13 protein-coding genes are annotated in these 14,537 nt (G+C 63.0%); 4 read left to right on the forward strand and 9 right to left on the reverse strand.

Features of this window, described 5'->3' with window-relative positions:
* Position 1: 1 nt before the first annotated feature.
* From KW062_RS03770 to cpaB, 4 genes are read right to left on the reverse strand one after another with little or no spacing between them, the layout of a single operon-like run.
* Positions 2–1,276: a CpaF family protein gene (locus KW062_RS03770; protein ID WP_105753954.1), complete on the reverse strand. Its 1,275-nt coding sequence runs from the start codon at positions 1,274–1,276 to the stop codon at positions 2–4.
* Positions 1,273–2,463, reverse strand: coding sequence for an AAA family ATPase (locus KW062_RS03775; RefSeq protein ID WP_027617645.1), 1,191 nt, complete (start codon positions 2,461–2,463; stop codon positions 1,273–1,275). Before KW062_RS03775 ends, KW062_RS03770 begins: the two co-directional genes overlap by 4 nt.
* On the reverse strand, positions 2,460–3,662 hold the full coding sequence (locus KW062_RS03780) for a type II and III secretion system protein family protein (protein ID WP_177433241.1): 1,203 nt from the start codon (positions 3,660–3,662) through the stop codon (positions 2,460–2,462). Before KW062_RS03780 ends, KW062_RS03775 begins: the two co-directional genes overlap by 4 nt.
* A gap of 35 nt (positions 3,663–3,697) precedes the next feature.
* Positions 3,698–4,654 carry a Flp pilus assembly protein CpaB gene (gene cpaB, locus KW062_RS03785; RefSeq protein WP_105753952.1) on the reverse strand — a complete coding sequence of 319 codons (957 nt, stop codon included), beginning with the start codon at positions 4,652–4,654 and terminating at the stop codon, positions 3,698–3,700.
* A 466-nt stretch (positions 4,655–5,120) separates the two neighbouring features.
* Between cpaB and KW062_RS03790 the strand changes: the two genes are divergently transcribed.
* Positions 5,121–5,534 (forward strand): response regulator, encoded by a 414-nt coding sequence (locus tag KW062_RS03790; protein WP_105753951.1) that lies wholly within the window; start codon positions 5,121–5,123, stop codon positions 5,532–5,534.
* 38 nt (positions 5,535–5,572) lie between these two features.
* The gene (locus KW062_RS03795; protein ID WP_105753950.1) at positions 5,573–5,785 is read left to right on the forward strand and encodes a Flp family type IVb pilin; all 213 of its coding nucleotides are present in this window, start codon (positions 5,573–5,575) and stop codon (positions 5,783–5,785) included.
* 63 nt (positions 5,786–5,848) lie between these two features.
* Here the strand turns inward: KW062_RS03795 and KW062_RS03800 are convergent, their stop codons facing one another.
* Together KW062_RS03800 and KW062_RS03805 are read right to left on the reverse strand one after the other, a co-directional pair.
* Positions 5,849–7,519 (reverse strand): ShlB/FhaC/HecB family hemolysin secretion/activation protein, encoded by a 1,671-nt coding sequence (locus tag KW062_RS03800; protein WP_105753949.1) that lies wholly within the window; start codon positions 7,517–7,519, stop codon positions 5,849–5,851.
* A gap of 175 nt (positions 7,520–7,694) precedes the next feature.
* On the reverse strand, positions 7,695–9,233 hold the full coding sequence (locus KW062_RS03805; RefSeq protein ID WP_105753948.1) for a collagen-like triple helix repeat-containing protein: 1,539 nt from the start codon (positions 9,231–9,233) through the stop codon (positions 7,695–7,697).
* A gap of 291 nt (positions 9,234–9,524) precedes the next feature.
* Here KW062_RS03805 and KW062_RS03810 point away from each other — a divergent pair, with 291 nt between their 5' ends.
* Positions 9,525–9,974 (forward strand): DMT family transporter, encoded by a 450-nt coding sequence (locus KW062_RS03810; protein ID WP_027617652.1) that lies wholly within the window; start codon positions 9,525–9,527, stop codon positions 9,972–9,974.
* Positions 9,975–9,980: 6 nt separating this feature from the next.
* Here KW062_RS03810 and KW062_RS03815 read toward each other — a convergent pair whose 3' ends face one another.
* Positions 9,981–10,835 carry a MaoC family dehydratase gene (locus KW062_RS03815; RefSeq protein WP_105753947.1) on the reverse strand — a complete coding sequence of 285 codons (855 nt, stop codon included), beginning with the start codon at positions 10,833–10,835 and terminating at the stop codon, positions 9,981–9,983.
* Positions 10,836–10,837: 2 nt separating this feature from the next.
* Entirely contained in the window at positions 10,838–12,190 is a 1,353-nt protein-coding gene (locus KW062_RS03820) for a 3-oxoacyl-ACP reductase (RefSeq protein ID WP_105753946.1), read from the reverse strand.
* A gap of 118 nt (positions 12,191–12,308) precedes the next feature.
* Between KW062_RS03820 and KW062_RS03825 the strand changes: the two genes are divergently transcribed.
* A complete protein-coding gene (locus KW062_RS03825) occupies positions 12,309–13,586 on the forward strand; it encodes an acetyl-CoA C-acetyltransferase (protein ID WP_027617655.1) in 1,278 nt (425 codons plus the stop codon).
* A 145-nt stretch (positions 13,587–13,731) separates the two neighbouring features.
* Here KW062_RS03825 and KW062_RS29175 read toward each other — a convergent pair whose 3' ends face one another.
* Entirely contained in the window at positions 13,732–14,499 is a 768-nt protein-coding gene (locus KW062_RS29175; protein WP_371321442.1) for a methyl-accepting chemotaxis protein, read from the reverse strand.
* Positions 14,500–14,537 lie beyond the last annotated feature (38 nt).

The raw sequence follows: 14,537 nt of genomic DNA on the forward strand, positions 1-14,537 counted from the left end.
CTCAGGTCAGTTGCGCGTGAATGCTGCGCCGCAGCTTGTCGCCCGCTGGATTGACCGCTTCGCGCAGAAAGCCGAAGCCGGTACGCCGGTCCAGGCGGAACAGGGTATTGGTGACATACACGTCGTCGCGGATGCCCACCACCTCGACCACCTCGCTGACGCAACGGCGGCCATCGGGCATGCGAGTGAGTTGGATCACCACATCCAGCGCGGCGCAGATCATCTGCCGCAGGGTGCGCTCGGCAATCTGCCGACCGGTCAGGCCCACCAGGGTCTCCAGGCGCAGCAGTGCATCCTGGGCGTTGTTGGCGTGCACGGTGCTCATCGAACCGTCGTGGCCAGTGTTCATCGCGGTCAGCACGTCGAGCACTTCGACGCCACGAATCTCGCCGAGGATGATGCGGTCCGGGCGCATCCGCAGGGCGTTGCGGATCAGGTCGCTGGCCTTGACCTCGCCATGGCCCTCGGCATTTGGCGGGCGGGTTTCCAGGCGCACCACGTGTGGGTGATTCAATTGCAGTTCGGCGATGTCTTCGATCGTCACCAGGCGTTCGTGGGGGTTGATCAACTGGCTGAGAATGTTCAGCAGGGTGGTCTTGCCGGTGCCGGTGCCGCCGCTGATAAGAATGTTGCAGCGTCGTCCAACGGCTTCCTGGATAAAGTCGAAAATCGCCTGGTCGATGGTCTGCATCGCCACCAGGTCGCTGCTCTTGAGCATGTCCTTGCGAAACTTTCGAATCGACAGGCAGGGGCCGTCGAGGGCGATGGGCGGGATGATCGCATTGACCCGGCTGCCGTCGGGCATGCGTGCGTCGACCATCGGCGAAGACTCATCCAGGCGCCGGCCGAGGGGCGCGAGGATGCGTTGCATGACTCGCTCGACGTGGTGCGCGTCGATAAAACGCAGGTCGCTCTGGTGCAGCACACCGTCACGCTCAATGAATACCCGGTGCGGGCCATTGACCAGAATCTCGGTCACCGCCGGGTCGCGCAGCAGCACTTCCAGTGGGCCGAAGCCGGTCAATTCGTCGACGATTTCTTCGGACAGGCGCTCCATTTCGTAGCGGGAAATCGCCAGGTGCAGGCGCGCGGTGTACTCGGCGACCTTGTCCATGACGAACTGGGTCAGGACCAATCTGGAACCTTCCAGCAGGTTTTTCCCCGACTCTTCGATGGCGTCGATGATGTGCCGGTGCAGCACCAGCTTCAGGCTCTCGTGGTCGTGGCTGCCACCCGATTTCCGGGATTGCGCGCCGAACAGGTTGTCGCCGTTCATTTGCTGCCTCGCAGACGGTTCAGCCAATTGACCTTGGGTTTTTCCTGGCCGGCGGAACGCTTGGCCAGGCGCGTGCCGAGAGTGCGCAGGTGTTGGGTGAGGTTTTCCCGTGGCGCCAGTTCAAACAGGGTCAGCCCCTGGTTCTTGGCGTTGAGCCGGACTTCCGGGCTGTAGGCCAGGGTGGCGATGATTTCCAGGCCATAGGTCTTGCCCAGGGTGTCGGCATCCGGTGCGACGTTGCGCAGATAGCGATCCACCAAAAGCTTGGCGTGCTCAAGCTTCATGCCTTTTTCCCGCCAGCGATTGAGCACCGCCAGGTTGCGCCGGCAATCGAGCACGCTCTGGTCGGTGTACCAGAGGAGCTTGTCGCAATGACTCACAAAGGTGCGCACGGCTTCGCTGTCGGGTTGCCCGGCCAGGTTCACCACGATGTGCTGGAAGTGCTGGCGCAACGCGCTGAGCAACATGTACAGCTCGGCGGCGCTGGTGCGCTCCAGTGGCTCGTCGTTGTCGGCGTAGGCCAGGATGCGCAGGCCGGCGTCGGCGCTGGTGAAGGCGCTGTCGATCAGGGTCGCATCGAGGCGCCGCAGATGGCGCAGGGCGTCGCCGAAATGGAACGAACTTTCCAGCCCCAACAACGCCAGGCTGTCGCCCCGTGGCAAGCCGAGATCGAGCAGCAGGGTTTGCTGGCCGCTTTGCTGTACCACCAGTGCCAGATGGCTCGACAGTAAGGCACCGTCGGCGCTGCTTTGCGCGCCGTACAGCACGGTCAGACCGCCCAGTTGCGTATTCGGCGCGACTGGCGGCAGGCGCTTGCTCAGGCGTCGTACCAGCCCGGACACTTCACTGGAGCGTGAGCCATAGGCGACAAAATCCCGCGCCCCGGCGCGCATGGCATTGAGCACCAACTGGTTGTCCATGCCGTCGCCGAGGGCGACGATCGCCAGCATTGGCTTGGCCTCCAGCGCGCTCTCGATCATCGCGCACTGGGCCACCAGATGTTCACGGTCGAGACCGACAAACAGCAGGCTGGCGAAGGTCACGTCTACCAGCGCCAGCAGTTCGTCGAGGTTGTCCGTGCTGGTGCCGACCACCTGCCCCAGCGGCGCCAGTGCACCTTGCAGCCACTCCAGATCAGTGTTGTTGCGAGTGATGGCGAGGAAAGTCTGGCTCAGGCTCTGGCTCATCGCGACAGCCCGCTGCGTTTATCGAAGTCGCCGTTCTCGAGGAAAAACATGCGGTAGAAATTCGGGTCGTAGTTACGCAGTTTTTCGCCGGGAAGGGACGGCAGTTGGGCGTCGGCTGCCAGCGGCTGGACCAGGTGCGGAGTGACGATCATCAGCAACTCGCGCTCTTCGCGATTGATCGTCGAATCGCGGAAAAACGCGCCGAGCACCGGAATGTCGCCGAGCCCGGGGAATTTGTTGACCTGGGAGCTGTTGCGACTGCTGATCAAACCGCTGATGACGAAACTTTCGCCATCGGCCAGCGAGACGCTGGTGTCGGTGCGGCGGATAGTCAGGGCCGGGACGGTGGTACCGGCGATGACCACCGCATTGCTGAAGTCCAGTTCGCTGACTTCCGGCGCGACCTTCAGCGAGATCCGGTTACGGCCGACGATGGTCGGCGTCAGCGTCAGGCGAATGCCGAACTCCTTGTACTCGATGGACACGTTGTCGCTGCCGGAGCTGGGCACCGGAATCGGCACTTCACCGCCGGCGAGAAAGCTCGCGCTCTGGCCGCTCAACGCCACCAGGCTGGGCCGTGCCAGGGTGTAGGCAAATCCGCTGCCTTCCAGGGCGTTGATCATGACCATGGTCTTGCCGCCAATCCAGGAGAAGTTGAACTGGTCGTTGTTCACGGGCAGTCGTGGCTGAACCACGCCGTCAATGGTCGGCAGGGTTCTGGGAGAACCAAACAGAAAGTTGCCACGGGTACCGAAGATCGAGGCCGAGGCTTCCTTCAATTTGGTGCGGCTGACTTCGACGAAGCGAATATCGGTCTGCACCTGGCTGGGCAGCGACTCTTCCTCCGAGGGCAGGGTGCCGGTTAAGGCGACGCTGGCCTTGCCTTTGACGAACACCATGCTCTGGCGTGGCGCAGTCGCGCAGGCGGTCCAGACCATCAGGCTGGTGGCGCCCGGGGCAATGCCGGTGAGCAGGAAACTGCTGTTGCCGCTGGTTTGCACGTCGGCGATTTTCGGATCGCCAATGGCCAGGCGAGTAATGGCCACCGGCGACTGGATCTGTTGTTGCAGGCCTTCACCCACTTCGAGGGTGGCGGGCATTTGGTTCAGGGCGCTACAGGAGCTGGCGGCTGCCATCGCGATGTCGATGGGCAAACTGGCGAGCAACAGGGCGCAGCTGGCGCGACCAAGCAATGGCATGAGGCGACTGGACATCTCTGTGGATCCTTGCGCAATCAGGGAAGTTGTTGGGTGACCTGGTTGCCGCGGATCACTTCGATTCCGCGACGGGGGGCTGTGGTCGGCAGTGCGCTCACGGAGTTTTTCGGGGTGCTGGCAAAGGCCAGTTGGTTGAATTGCAGCAGTTGGCTGCTGGCCGCATCGAGGCGTGCGGGCGAGTCGCTTTCGCCGGCCCAGTAATGGGCCAGGCGTTGTTCTTCGCTGCTGCGCACGGCCAAACGCAAGGTACCGGCCTGGGCTGCCAGCATCAGGCGACTGAGCAGTTGCTCCGGCACGGCCAGTACCACGGTGCGGGCGGCGCCGCGACGTTGTTCCTGTTTGAGCTTTTCTTCCGCGTTCAGCGCCGGATTGGCGGGCTTGCCGTCGTTGGTCAGGCCGAGCTGATCACCGACCGCCAGTACGCGCATGGCCGGGATGGCGATTTGTGCCGATTGCTGCAGGTTGATGTTGTCCTGGCGCAGAAACAGCAGGACGTCGACGTAGTCGCCCGGCATCAACTGGCCGCCAGCCCCGATCACTTCGTCCACGGCCACCGCCAGTGCTCGTTCATCCTTGCGAATCATCCGCGCCAACGGGCCGCCGGCGTCGAAGCTGGCATCGCTCAGCCAGGTGCCGGCGCTGAGTGGGCGCCAAGGCGTGCGGCCGATGGCCTGGTCGAGAGTGTTGAGGCTGCCGGCGGGGGCGGTGTGGAGTTTTTCCACGGTCAGGTCGGCGGCGGTCAGGGCGGTGTAGGCGGGCACGTCACGGGCCAGGACCACGACGGCCTGACGCGTCTGATCCTCGGCACTGGCCACGGTCTGTTCCACCGCGCTCACTGCTGTTGGCGTCACGGGGGCGGCAACGGGTTCGGAAGAAGTTTGCGGGGAGTGACTGAGCACCAGGCCCCAATACCCCACAACAACGGCGGCGACCAAAAGCAGGCCAGCCAATCCCATGGTGACACGACTGTTCATGACGGCTCTCCCTATCCTGCTGCACGACTTGTCGTTGGCTTTCAACGAGTAAGCTCGCGTCCAGGCAGCTATGAACATTCAACTATTTCGCTATCTGACGTTAGCGCAGCTATTTCAAAATGCCATTACCGGTCAAAAAAATAACTCACGGGTTTATGACGCGCGTTGTTTTGCTGCGTATTTCTGGCGTCAAAGGAGCGTATATCACTTTGTGATTAGTCCTTTCTTACAGTTGCTGGTGTGGGATTTGTTAACGATGCTCCGGTGGCACAAAGCAATCACGTGTTTCCCGATGACGGTGCGCCCTGGCGCAAAGGAGTAGTCATATGAGCCTTAACTTCAGCTGTTTATTGGATGCTAGAGACCAGGGCAGCACCTCGCGAAACGGCTACCACGCTGGGGGGACGTCTTGACGATGCAGGGACGTGCAACTCAACCCCGGCCTATTTCCTGACAGGAATCGTACATGAACGCTTCTTCATTCCTGCGCCAACAACTGCTTCTGGTCGACGATGAAGAAGACGCGTTGCAGGAACTCGCGGAGTTGTTGGAGGGTGAGGGCTTTTGTTGCTTGCTGGCCACTTCGGTCAAGGTCGCTTTGCAGCAGTTGACCCGTCACCCGGATATCGCCTTGGTCATTACTGATCTGCGTATGCCGGAAGAAAGTGGCTTGGCACTGATTCGTCGCTTGCGTGAGCACACTTCGCGTCAGTATTTGCCAATCATTGTTATCTCCGGGCATGCCGCCGCGGAGGATGTCGACGAATTAAGGCGTATGCAGGTGTTAGGCCTGTTTCGCAAACCCATTTACCACGTTCGTTTGTTGGAGACCCTGAACACCCTGTTCCCTCAACCGATTTTGCATGTAGCGAATCTTTAGAACCTTTGAGCGTTTCTTTCCAGGCAGGAGAAGTCCCTATGTTGCTTAACTTCGTGCGTTATCTGTTCATCCGGGTGCAACTGTTCATGCGTCGTACCGAGGGTGCGTCGGCTATTGAGTATGCGTTGATTGTTGCGATGGTTGCGTTGGTTCTCGTTAATTTCGGCTCGGAGATAGGTACAAAAATTAACGATATCCTTACATCGGTATCCTCTGGATTGACCTCGGTGACGGGGGGGGGAACGAAGTAACGGCTTAGCGCCCCCCCTCCCAAACGACCCGCCACAAGCGGGTCGTTTGCCATCTACCCCCCCCTACAACTGATAACTGAAACTGACGCTATACCGAGGCCGCCGGTTGAAGGTATCCAGCGCTTCATCCGACATCGCCTTCCCGGCCTCCAGCGCAACGTTGTAGTACTTGGCATCGCCAAAGCGCAGGCCCAGGGCCACGGAGGACAAGTCGCTGCCCTGGATCGGCAACGTGTTGAACCAGGTTTTCGCCCGGTCCAGTACCACGTAGGGCTGCAGGATCCGCAGCCAGTTGCTGTCGCGATTGAAGCTGTAGTTCACCTCATAGGCCGCGCCCCAGCCCTTGTCGCCGGAGGCCTGGTCGTCGGGGTAGCCGCGCCCGAAGTTCTGCCCGCCGAACACCGCGCGTTCGCTGTCGGGCAACGTATCGTCACTCCAGTACAGCGCCGCCGACAGCACCCCTTGCCAGTGCTCGAAGAAGCTGTTGCTTTGCACCCCGGACAACCGCAGGCGGAAGAAATCCAGGTCGTAGGTCGGGTCGTCTGTGTGCGCGCCCATGCCGTCGGTGCCCTGGTAAAGGCCGGCGCTGATGATCTGCAGTTGCCGGGCATCGGCCTTGCGCCAGTCGCCTTCAAACGCCAGCGCACGGATGTCGGTCTTGAGGCTGATCTGCCGTGGGTCGTCGACCACTCGGTAGCGGGTCTTGTCGTCCACCGCATACAGCCGCGCTCCGGCGTTGAGTTGCTCGGTCGGCGCGGCGATCAGCGGGTGGTTGAAGCCTACGGAGTAGCGATCATTCTCGCGATGGGACTTGAGCTGCAGGCCGTTGTCCAGGCGCAGCAGGGTGGCCGGGTCGGCGCGATAACGCGAGCCGGACACCAGCAGTTGCGTGCCTTCGGCATTGAGGAATTGGCTGTAGTCCAGGCGATAGTATTTTTCCTCGTCGTCGCCCGGTGGAAACAGGCCGCTGAGGCTCAACTGTTCACCCATCGAGGTCTGTGAATTGCTGCTGACACCGAACAGCGCCTGGGTGCCTTTGCGGTTGTCGGCGGTGGTGCTCATGCTGCTGGTCCAGGGTTTGCGGCTGGCCTCGGCCACCAGGTAGGTCGCGCCATCGGTGGTGCCCGGCGGCGGCACCTGGGCTTGCAGGGTGACCCCGGGAATGCGGTTCATCAGGGTGGTGTAGCGCTCGAAGGTCTTACGCGTCAGCGGTCGTTCGGCGCTGAGTTTGGCCACCAGTTTGTCGAGCAGCGCCTTGGAGCGGCCGATGTCACCCTGCAGTTGGTAATCCTTGATGTAGCCCTCCACCAGCACCACGCGCACCAGGCCTTGGTCGAACGATTGCTGGGGCAGATAGGCATAGGACAGCAGGTAGCCGTCGTCCTGATAGCGCCGGGTGACGCTGCGGGTCGCCTCGATCAATTCGGCAACGGTTATCGGATGGCCCAGCAGCGGTTGGTAGACCTTGCCCACTTCGCTCAAGGGGTAGCGGGTACCGCCCTCGATCTGCAACTTGCGAATGGTCAGGGTGGTGCCCATGGTCAGCGGCTCGTCTGCACTGGCTGAGGGCTGCGGCACCTGCAAGGGCGCGGCGGCCGGACGGTAGGCGTCGGTGGGCAGGTTGGGAACTGGCAGGTTGCGGGTGGTCTGGTTGGTGTTGAGGTAACTGGGCAGGGAATCAGCGTGGGTGTAGCTGCAGCAGGTGAAAACCAACAGGCAAGCAATAGCGCGCATAGGACACTCCTTGGTCGAAACGGCAGCCTCGCCAGAGGAGCTTCAGTCCATTGATCCCTCAAGCGATTGGGAGCAACAGGCCCCTTGAAGAAAAGGTGGAAAGCCTTTGCGGCTTTCCACCTGCAACCAAGCGTAGGCGCTGAAAGGGCGGCCGGCGAACCGGTCAGGTGCAGCGTTAGTGTCTGTTGCCGGTGAGCGCACCGAGTCCGCCCGCCAAGCCACCGTTACCGGTGCCATTGGTCAAAGTGCCGACGGCGCCCAGGGTGTTGCCGACGGCCGCAACGGTAGTGCCGACGGCCTGGGTTACCGGGTTGGGCGCAGCGGCGGCGATGTTGGCGCCGACGCTGCTCACTGCGGCCCCGGCTTGAGCGGTGAGACCGGCGACTGGAGCACCAAGCCCGGTTGCACCGCCGACGGTCTGGGTCACGCTGGCGACACCACTGGTGACCGGATTGAGCGCGGTACCGATGGCATTACCGGCAGCGGCCAATGGTGCGGTGGCGGCGGTGTTGGCCAAGCCGGAGCCGCCCAGTACCGGACCAACCGTGGCCACTAGCGAACCGCCCGTACCCGCGGTGACGGCTGCCGAACTGACCAGCGCATTGTTGTTGCCGGCGTTCAAGCCATTACCCACATTGAGCACTGCGCCGCCGACGGTTTCCAGCAGGCCACCGCCATTGCCGCCATTGCCGGGCGCCGCCACCAGGCCGGTGGAGGTGTGCAGGGTGGTGGCGACGTTGGTCAGCACGGTGCCTGTGGTATCGGTCAGCGGATTGCCGTTGCCCGCCGTCTTGACCTTGCCGCCCAGATCAGCGACGCCACCGCTGACGCCGTTGAGCAGGCCGCTGACCGGAGCGCTCAGGCCGGTGGCGCCGGCGACTTTGCCGGTCAGGCCTTCAGTCAGGGTCACCACCGGCACCAGGACTTTGTTGCCGGCCTGATCGCTGAGCGAGCCCAGTTTTCCTGTGCTGGTGACAGTGGTCAGGGTGTCGCCAAGCATGCTGACTTTTTCACCGACGCCGCCGAGCACGGGGTCGACCTTGGAGATCACTCCGTTCACCAGTGGAATGCTGCCGGTGGCGGTAGTCAGCTTGCCGCTGAGGTCGGTCACGCCGTTGCCGACATCGGTCACCACATGGCCGGCCACCGCCGTGGTTTTGCTCACGGCCTGGGGATCGCTGCCGAGTTTGCCCAGGCCATTGCTCAGGTCGTCGCCCACGCTGCCCACCACATTGCCGGTGGTGTTGGTCACGCTTTGCACGACGCCGCCGACCACCGGCACCGCGGCGGCACCGTTACCAATCTGGGTCACGCCATCGCCGATGCCACTCACGGTTTTGCCGACGTCGCTGATCACATCGCTGGTGGTCAGTCCTGGCGTTGTTGTACCGCCACCGTTGCCGCCGCCAGGATTATCCGTGCCACCGCCAGTGCCACCGCCGGTGCCGCCACCCGTACCGCCGCCGGTGCCTGCGGTGCCATCACCCGCTCCGCCGCCAGTGCCGCCACCTGTGCCACCGGTCCCGGCCGTGCCATCGCCGCTGCCGCCCGAGCCACCGGAGCCACCGCCGTCTGCTGCACCCGCAGCACCGTCGGGCGATGAGCTGCCGGAGGTGCTGTGATGGCCGCCACCGCCACTGCTGCAACCGGTCAGACCCAAGCTCAAGACCAGGGCCAATGCTGTACTTGCCTTCAACCAAACGCGCGTGTTCATGAGGATATCCTTGCACCTATTACCACGATCACTGATTCGATGGCCTGCCGGTTCTGAATGCCGGTAATGCCTCGTCCGTCGCATACAGTTCTAATCCTCGTAGTGTTGTATTCCACTCTGCAGTTGGTATTAGGTCTTTCGATAATGGAGGCCGGTGGTGCGGAAAAAACCGCTGTAAATCAGGGCGCTGGATAAACCGCTGAGGACTTTCCCCACTTAAGTGATAAGCACAATTAAGCAGCCGGCTGCGGACGCTATACTGCGCGCCATATCTTTTCGTTGGAGAACAGCATGCCGGCACCTGTCTGGTGGTTACTTTGTCTGCCGTTGATTGCCGGGGCGTTTTTGCCGCTGCAAGCCGGTATTAATGGTCAGTTGGCCAAGCAGGTCTCCAGCGTGCTGGCCGCTGCCCTGATCTCGTTTTTTGTCGGCACCCTGGCCTTGCTGGTGCTGATGCTGATCCAGCGCGAAACACCGAGCCTGAGTGCGCTGAAGGGGCTGACCTGGTGGCATTGGAGCGGTGGCCTGCTGGGGGCGTTTTTCATCACCACGGCGGCGTTCGCTGGCCCGCGTATTGGCGCCATGCTGTTCATGGCGCTGGTCCTGGCCGGGCAATTGGGCATGGCCTTGGCCCTGGATCATTTCGGCTGGGCCGGGTTTCGCGAGGCGCCCATCAGCGCCGGCAAGATTGCCGGGCTGGTGTTGGTTCTGGCGGGGGTGTTCCTGATTCGTCGCGGCTGATTCGGCTCAGGGCAATGCTTGCCAGGTGCCGCGCATGTGTTCCAGATCACCGTGGCCGAGCAGTTGCACATCGCCCTGGGAACCTGCTGCGCTGCTCTGCAAAATGACTTCGCTGGGCAGGCGCACCGGCTTTTTGAACTGCACGGCAATCTCGAAACCACTGCCGGGCAGGTGCCCGCTCAACGCCGCCATTACCCGTGCCTTGAGCCACAGCCCATGGGCGATCGCCTTGGGAAATCCGAACAGACGGGCGCTGGCAGCGCTCAAGTGAATCGGGTTGTAGTCCCCCGAAACTCGTGCGTACTGCCGGCCAATATCGGCCGGTGCCCACCAGCGTGTCAGCTCATCCAGCGCCAGCGTTGCCTGCGGCAAGGGTTCGGCGGGCTCGCCATCGAGCTTCACACCTTTGCACAGCATCTGGCTTTCGGCCTGCCACAGTGGGCCAAGGGCATCCTCCAGGCTTGTCACCAGATCGAAAGTTGCTCCCTTGGCGTGGGGCTGCAGGTTCTGCACGTGGACGCTCACCTGCACCCGGCTGATCCCGCCGAGCGGTCGTATGACCCGAATGCGGTTGGCCAGGTGCACCAGTCCCAGCAGTGGAAAGGGGAAATCCTTGCCCGTGAGCAATTGCATTTGCAGGGCAAACGCCAGGACATGGGGATAAGTCGGCGGCAGCAGCGCGCTGTCGGGAAAACCGCAAACCTTGCGATAGGACGTCACATTCCGTGCATCGACCTCGACCCACGAGCGCAAGCCGTCATTCGGCAATTGCGTGCCGGTGATCTTGCGTCGGGTTGCCGCGCGCCAATACAGGCCGGACAGATGAGGGGTGCGGTGAAGTTGATGCCAGTCCGTGGTCATGTTCAGGCTCCCAGCACGCTTTGGCCGCAGACTCGCAGCGCCTGTCCGCTCACTGCACCACTGCCGGGCTGCGCCAGCCAGGCCACAGCTTCGGCGACGTCCTGGGGCAGGCCGCCCTGGCCCAGGGAACTCATGCGCCGCCCGGCTTCACGCAGGGCGAAGGGGATGTGGGCGGTCATCTGGGTTTCGATGAAGCCCGGTGCCACGGCGTTGATGCTGATCTCGCGTGCTGCGAGCGAAGGCGCCCAGGCCTCGGCAAGGCCGATCAGCCCGGCCTTGCTCGCGGCGTAGTTGGTTTGCCCCCGGTTGCCGGCGATACCGCTGATGGACGCGAGCAGGATCACCCGGCCGTTGTCGTGCAGGGTGCCGCTGTCGAGCAGGGCCTGGGTCAGCACTTGCGGTGCATTGAGATTGACCGCCAGCACCGCGTCCCAGAAGTCCGGGGTCATGTTGGCCAGGGTTTTATCGCGGGTGATCCCGGCGTTGTGCACGACGATGTCGATGCCCTCGGGCAACTGTTCAATCAGGCGGCTGGCGGCGTCTTCGGCGCAGATATCCAGGGTGATGCTCTTGCCGCCAAGGCGCGCAGCCAGGGCCTCGAGATCGTTTTTCGCCGCAGGCACGTCAAGCAGCACCACGTCGGCGCCGTCGCGGGCCAGGGTCTCGGCAATCGACGCACCGATGCCCCGAGCAGCACCGGTCACCAGCGCCTTGCGCCCTGCCAGTGGCCGGGTCCAGTCTTCGACTTGGGTTGCGCAGGCGTCGAGGTGCAGCACCTGGCCCGAGATGTAGGCGCTTTTCGGCGAGAGGAAGAACCGCAACGCGCCTTCCAGTTGATCTTCGGCACCGGCGCCGACATACAGCAGCTGCAGGGTACCGCCGCTGCGCAGCTCCTTGGCCAGCGAGCGGCTGAAACCTTCGAGGGCGCGCTGGGCGCTGGCGGCGAATGGGTCGCTGAGGCTTTGCGGGGCGCGGCCGAGAATCACCACATGGGCGCTGTGGTCGAGGTTTTTCAGCAGCGGCTGGAAGAATTCGCGCAACTGCTTGAGCTGCCCGGTGTGCAGCAGTTCGCTGGCATCGAACAGCACCGCCTTGAGCTTGGGGCCGTGCCCGGGAATCCACGCCTGGGCCACCAGCGGTTCGGGGCCGTAGCTGTAGATTTGCTCGGTGAGCTTGTGCGCGAACGCGCCGACGTTGCGCGTCAGGGCGCCGCCACCGATCAGCAACGCGCCATCCACCGGCCGCAGGCGCCCGGCTTGCCAGCGCTCCAGACGGACCGGCGAGGGCAGGCCAACGGCTGCGACCAGGCGATGGCCGAGGGACGAATTGGCGAAGTCGATATAGCGGTCAGACATGGAACGCGCTCCAAGAGTCGGGGTTCAAAGTGTGGACCACGGATTGTCATCAGTCGTTCGATCCGCGAGATAAGGCCTACGCTTGTGGGTCATGGCTGTCACAGAATAGGAGCTTTTCATGACCCAGTTGCGCCGCGTCGCGATCATTGGCGGTAATCGCATCCCTTTTGCCCGGTCCAACGGACCTTACGCCACGGCCAGTAACCAGGCGATGCTGACAGCGGCGCTGGAGGGCTTGATCGAGCGTTACAACCTGCACGGCCTGCGCATCGGTGAGGTGGCGGCGGGGGCGGTGCTCAAGCACTCCCGGGACTTCAACCTGACCCGTGAGTGCGTGCTCGGTTCGCGCCTGTCTCCGACCACTCCGGCCTACGACATCCAGCAGGCCTGCGGCACCGGGCTGGAAGCGGCCTTGCTGGTGGCCAACAAGATCGCCCTGGGGCAAATTGAGTGCGGCATTGCCGGCGGCGTTGACACCACCTCGGATGCGCCGATCGGGGTCAACGAGGGTCTGCGCAAGATTCTCCTGCAAGCCAATCGGGCGAAAACCACCGCCGACAAACTGAAAACGTTCCTGCAACTGCGGCCTCGGCACCTGGTGCCGGAGTTGCCACGCAACGGTGAACCCCGCACCGGTTTGTCCATGGGGCAACACTGCGAGCTGATGGCCCAGACCTGGAACATCCCGCGTGCGGAACAGGACCAACTGGCGTTGGAAAGTCATCAGAAAATGGCCGCCGCTTACGCCGAGGGCTGGCATAACGATCTGCTCACGCCCTTTCTCGGCCTGACCCGTGACAACAATCTGCGCCCGGACCTGACCCTGGAAAAACTCGCGGCATTGAAGCCGGTCTTCGAAAAAAGCGCCAAGGGCACACTGACCGCCGGCAACTCGACGCCACTGACCGACGGTGCTTCCCTGGTATTGCTGGGCAGTGAGGCTTGGGCGAAAGAGCGCGGGCTGCCGATCCTTGCCTACCTGCGCGATGGCGAAGCGGCGGCGGTGGATTTCGTCAACGGTGCGGAAGGTTTGTTGATGGCGCCGGTCTACGCGGTGCCACGCTTGTTGGCGCGCAATGGCCTGAGTTTGCAGGATTTCGACTACTACGAAATTCATGAAGCCTTCGCCGCGCAGGTGTTGTGCACGCTCAAGGCCTGGGAGGATGCCGATTACTGCAAAAGCCGCCTGGGACTGGATGCGCCGTTGGGCTCGATCGATCGCAGCCGGCTCAACGTCAAGGGCAGCTCCCTGGCCGCCGGCCACCCGTTCGCCGCGACCGGCGGACGCATCGTCGCCAACCTCGCCAAGCTGCTGGAGACGGCAGGGCAGGGCCGCGGCCTGATCTCAATCTGCGCCGCCGGCGGGCAGGGGGTGACCGCGATTATCGAACGGTGATACCCACAGGGATTGGCGGCGGTCCCGATATCCGGTGAACCTGTGGGAGCTAGCCTGCTAGCGATTGGGTCGGCACATTCGACTACTGCAGTGGCTGACACTCCGCTATCGCCAGCAGGCTGGCTCCCACAAGGGTGAACCCGGTTTATGTGCGGAACCGACGCACCAACCCATCCAACTCATTCGACAACCCCGCCAGGCTCTGCGAATCCAGGCGGGCCGAGTTGGCCAGTTCGGCCACCAACTGCGCGTCGCCATGGATCTGGCTGATGTGCCGGTTGATGTCCTCAGCGACTTGATGCTGCTCTTCGGCGGCGGTGGCGATCTGGGTGTTCATGTCGCGGATCACGTCCACCGATTCGCGAATCTGCCCGAAGCTGTTGCGCGCTTCGCCGATGCGGCTCACCGACTGTTGCGAGACCTCGAGGCTGGCGTGCATTTGCTGGGTCACTTGGCTGGTGCGCTTGGCCAGGTTGCCCAACAGGCCATCAATCTCTGCGGTGGAATCGGCGGTGCGCTTGGCCAGGGCTCGCACTTCATCGGCAACCACGGCGAACCCACGGCCCTGTTCGCCGGCCCGCGCTGCTTCAATGGCGGCGTTGAGCGCCAGCAGGTTGGTCTGTTCGGCAATCGAACGAATGGTGCCAAGGATCGACTGGATATCGTTGCTGTCGCGCTCCAGTTGCTGCATCGACTGCGCCGATTGCTCGATCTCTTGGCTCAGGCGATCGACGCTGCTCACGGCCGCATCGATCTGCAATTGACCCTCATGCGCCTGGCGCTGACCGCTATCGGCCGAATCGGCGGCCTGGCTGCAGGAGCGGGCGACTTCGTTGGCAGTGGCGACCATTTCGTGGAACGCGGTCGACACCATATCCACCGCCTCGCGCTGGCGCCCGGCGGCTTCGGCCATCTCGCCGGAGACTTGAGTGGCGTTGTGGGAGTTGGCGA

The sequence above is a fragment of the Pseudomonas fluorescens genome (assembly GCF_019212185.1).
GTDB lineage: Bacteria > Pseudomonadota > Gammaproteobacteria > Pseudomonadales > Pseudomonadaceae > Aquipseudomonas.

Bases quoted from the DNA above. Each gene is read 5' to 3' on its own strand.
- KW062_RS29175 (WP_371321442.1), bottom strand. From the start codon at position 14,499: ATGGCCGAAGCCGCCGGGCGCCAGCGCGAGGCGGTGGATATGGTGTCG.
- KW062_RS03800 (WP_105753949.1), bottom strand. From the start codon at position 7,519: ATGCGCGCTATTGCTTGCCTGTTGGTTTTCACCTGCTGCAGCTACACC.
- KW062_RS03805 (WP_105753948.1), bottom strand. From the start codon at position 9,233: ATGAACACGCGCGTTTGGTTGAAGGCAAGTACAGCATTGGCCCTGGTC.
- cpaB (WP_105753952.1), bottom strand. From the start codon at position 4,654: ATGAACAGTCGTGTCACCATGGGATTGGCTGGCCTGCTTTTGGTCGCC.
- KW062_RS03820 (WP_105753946.1), bottom strand. From the start codon at position 12,190: ATGTCTGACCGCTATATCGACTTCGCCAATTCGTCCCTCGGCCATCGC.
- KW062_RS03810 (WP_027617652.1), top strand. From the start codon at position 9,525: ATGCCGGCACCTGTCTGGTGGTTACTTTGTCTGCCGTTGATTGCCGGG.
- KW062_RS03780 (WP_177433241.1), bottom strand. From the start codon at position 3,662: ATGCCATTGCTTGGTCGCGCCAGCTGCGCCCTGTTGCTCGCCAGTTTG.
- KW062_RS03815 (WP_105753947.1), bottom strand. From the start codon at position 10,835: ATGACCACGGACTGGCATCAACTTCACCGCACCCCTCATCTGTCCGGC.
- KW062_RS03775 (WP_027617645.1), bottom strand. From the start codon at position 2,463: ATGAGCCAGAGCCTGAGCCAGACTTTCCTCGCCATCACTCGCAACAAC.
- KW062_RS03825 (WP_027617655.1), top strand. From the start codon at position 12,309: ATGACCCAGTTGCGCCGCGTCGCGATCATTGGCGGTAATCGCATCCCT.
- KW062_RS03790 (WP_105753951.1), top strand. From the start codon at position 5,121: ATGAACGCTTCTTCATTCCTGCGCCAACAACTGCTTCTGGTCGACGAT.
- KW062_RS03795 (WP_105753950.1), top strand. From the start codon at position 5,573: ATGTTGCTTAACTTCGTGCGTTATCTGTTCATCCGGGTGCAACTGTTC.
- KW062_RS03770 (WP_105753954.1), bottom strand. From the start codon at position 1,276: ATGAACGGCGACAACCTGTTCGGCGCGCAATCCCGGAAATCGGGTGGC.